2 protein-coding genes are annotated in these 2,850 nt (G+C 71.6%); both read right to left on the bottom strand.

The window, feature by feature from the left end; translation table 11 throughout:
• Positions 1–77: 77 nt before the first annotated feature.
• Complete coding sequence (locus BST28156_RS34320) at positions 78–1,592, bottom strand: efflux transporter outer membrane subunit (RefSeq protein ID WP_174904559.1); 1,515 nt, start codon at positions 1,590–1,592, stop codon at positions 78–80.
• 27 nt (positions 1,593–1,619) lie between these two features.
• Positions 1,620–2,850, bottom strand: a 1,231-nt coding sequence (locus tag BST28156_RS34315; protein ID WP_254596500.1) for an efflux RND transporter periplasmic adaptor subunit, incomplete at its 5' end; no start/stop codon positions are given.

Below are 2,850 nucleotides of genomic sequence, written 5' to 3'. Positions count from 1 at the left end.
CCCAAGATCATGAACACGATATCTCTAACGCACCACCCTCAGGGCCCGTTTACACCGTTCCGAATTTCAACAGCCTGTTAGGGCCTGTTCGCAGCGCCCGGCGCAGCGGCGCTCGCCCCGAGGTCCGCGCCCGCCTGCCAGCCGCCGCCCAGCGCCTTCAGCAAGCCGACCGCAGCCTCCATCCGGCGCGCGGCGATCTGGTCGGCCTGGCGCTGGTTCGTCAGCGCGATCGTCTGCGCGGTCACCACATCGAGATAGCTCACGGCGCCCGCGTTGAAGCGGTTCGTCGTCAGTCGCAGCGACAGGTCGGCCGCGTCGGTCGCACGCTGCTGGCTGACCGCCTCCGACGCGAGCGCGTCGAGCGCGGACAACTGATCCTCGACCTGCTGGAACGCGACCAGCACGGTCTGCCGGTAGTCGGCGACCGCGCCGTCGTATTGTGCATGCGCGCCGCGCAGCGATGCGCTGCGGCGTCCGTCGTCGAACAGCGTGCCGACCAGCTGCGGGCCGAGCGACCAGAACAGGCTCGGCGCGGTCAGCCACGGCGCGAAGAAGCCGCTTTCGAGCCCCGCGCTCGCCGACAGGATCAGGTCGGGGAAAAACGCCGCGCGCGCCTCGCCGATCTGCGCATTCGCGGCCGCGACGCGCCGCTCGGCCGCCGCGATGTCGGGGCGGCGCTCGAGCAGCTGCGACGGCAGGCCGGCCGGAATCGTCGGCGCCACCAGCGGCTGCACGCGCGGCGGCAACGCGAACGTCGACGCGTTCTCGCCGACCAGCGTCGCGATCGCATGCTGGAGTTGCGCGCGCGACACGTCGATATCGGTGTCCTGGGTGCGGGTCGCTTCGAGCTGCGTCGCGGCCTGCGCCACCGCGGACGCATCGATCGCGCCCGCCGCGAGCTGCCGCTGCAGCAGTTGCAGCGCGTCCGCGTACGCGCGGACCGAGTCGTCGAGCAACCGCTTCTGCGTATCGAGCGAGCGCAGCGCGAAGTAGTCGGTCGCGAGATCCGCCGTGACCGACAGCTTCACCGACTGCAGGTCGGCCGCACTCGCGTCGGCGTTCGCCTGCGCGCCGGTCACCGCGTTGCGCACGCGGCCGAACAGGTCGGGTTCCCAGCTCGCGGCCACGCCGACCTGGTAGTCGGACGTGCTCTGACCGGCGAGCGACGAGCCGAGCTTGTTCTGCGACACGCGCGCGCGGGTCTGCGCGACGCCGGCCGTGACGGTCGGCAGGAACCCCGCATGCTGGTAGTCGACCATCGCGCGCGCCTGCTGAAGATCGGCGACGGCTTTCTTCACGGTCTGGTTCGACACGTCGACGCGCGCTTCGAGCGCGTTCAGGTCGGGATCGCCGAAGGCGGTCCACCATGGGCCGCGCGAGGCGGCATCGGCGGGTGCGGCGACGTTCCAGCCGGATTGCACGGCCGGTATGCCCGATGCCGGTACGCCCGATGCCGGTATGCCAGCGTAATGCGCAGGCACCGCGACGGCGGGCGGAGAATAGGGCGGCAGCGTCGAGCACGCGGCCAGTGCGGCGGCGACGCCGAGCACGACAACGCGGCGGGTAAATGGAAACGGGCGAAGGAAGCGCATGGCGGGCATCTCGTGGATTCTCATGGATCAGCCGCGGGCTTTCGTCGCAGGCGTAGTCGCAGCGGAGCCGGAAGCCGGCGCGGCGGTCGGTGTCGCGCCGTGCTCGACCGACACGACCTTCACGATCTCGCCGGCCGTGATCGAATCGCCGGGGTTGTCGATCACGCGATCGGTCGCGGCCAGCCCCGACACGATCTCGACGTGCGTGCCGAAATCGCGGCCGATCTGCACGGTCCGCAGCGCGCTCCGCCCGTTCGCGTCGACGACCGCGACAGTCACGCCGTCGGGCCGGAACAGCAGCGCACTGGCGGGAAGTTCGTATGCGGGCGTGGTGCTTGCCACCTGCAGGTGCGCCTGCGCATAGGCGCCCGGCATCAGCGTGCCGTCGCGATTGTCGACGTCGATCTCGACCCGCATCGTACGCGTGGCGGGATCGATCGCGCCGGCGCTGCGCGCGACGCGCGCGGCGAAGCGTCGCCCCGGATACTGCTGCGTGGTCAGGTAAACCGGCGTGCCGGCCGACACGCCGGCCGCGCTGTCCTGCGGCACGTCGACGAACACGCGCAGCGTGCCGGTCTGTTCGAGATGAAACAGCTCGCCGGACAGGCCGGGGCTGCCCGGCGTGCCGCCCGCCGTGACGAGCGTGCCGACGTCGACGTTGCGCGCGGTGATCACGCCGTCGAACGGCGCCGCGATCGATTCGTACGACACGAGTTCGGTCAGGTGCGCGACATTCGCCTGCGCGGAAGCGAGCATCGCGCGCTTCGCATTCATGTCCGCGACCTTGGTGTCGGTGTCCTGCTGCGACACCGATTGCGTCTTCAGCATGTCCTGCCAGCGCAGCGCCGTCGACTTCGCGTAGTCGTAGTTCGCCTGGGCCGTCGCCGCGTCGGCGCGCGCCTGCCGCAGCTGCGCGTCGAGATCGGGCGCCGCGATCTGCGCGAGCGTCGCGCCGGCCTTCACGTGCGTGCCGATGTCGGCGCTCCAGTGCGCGATGTAGCCGCTCGTGCGCGCGTAGATCGACGCTTCCGCATACGGCATCACCGAGCCCGGCAGCGTCAGCGTCTGATCGGCCGGCGCCGCGCCGGGCAGGATCACGGACACCGGCAGCGCCTGCTGTGCGGCAACCTGCGCGCGCTGCGCGGCGCGCGCGTCGATGCGGGGCACGATGGCGAGCGCCAGCAGCGCGGCGGCGGCCGCGATCGCCGCGAGCGGCACGGCCAGCCTGCGGCGGGGGCGCCGCAGCGGCGCGTCGGGC

The sequence above is a fragment of the Burkholderia pseudomultivorans genome, from assembly GCF_902499075.1.
Lineage (GTDB): Bacteria > Pseudomonadota > Gammaproteobacteria > Burkholderiales > Burkholderiaceae > Burkholderia > Burkholderia pseudomultivorans.
The sequence above is the reverse complement of the archived record's forward strand: the minus strand, read 5'-3'. Positions and strand labels throughout refer to the sequence as shown.

Coding starts and splice junctions, on each gene's coding strand:
- BST28156_RS34320 (WP_174904559.1), bottom strand. CDS start 1,592: ATGCGCTTCCTTCGCCCGTTTCCATTTACCCGCCGCGTTGTCGTGCTC.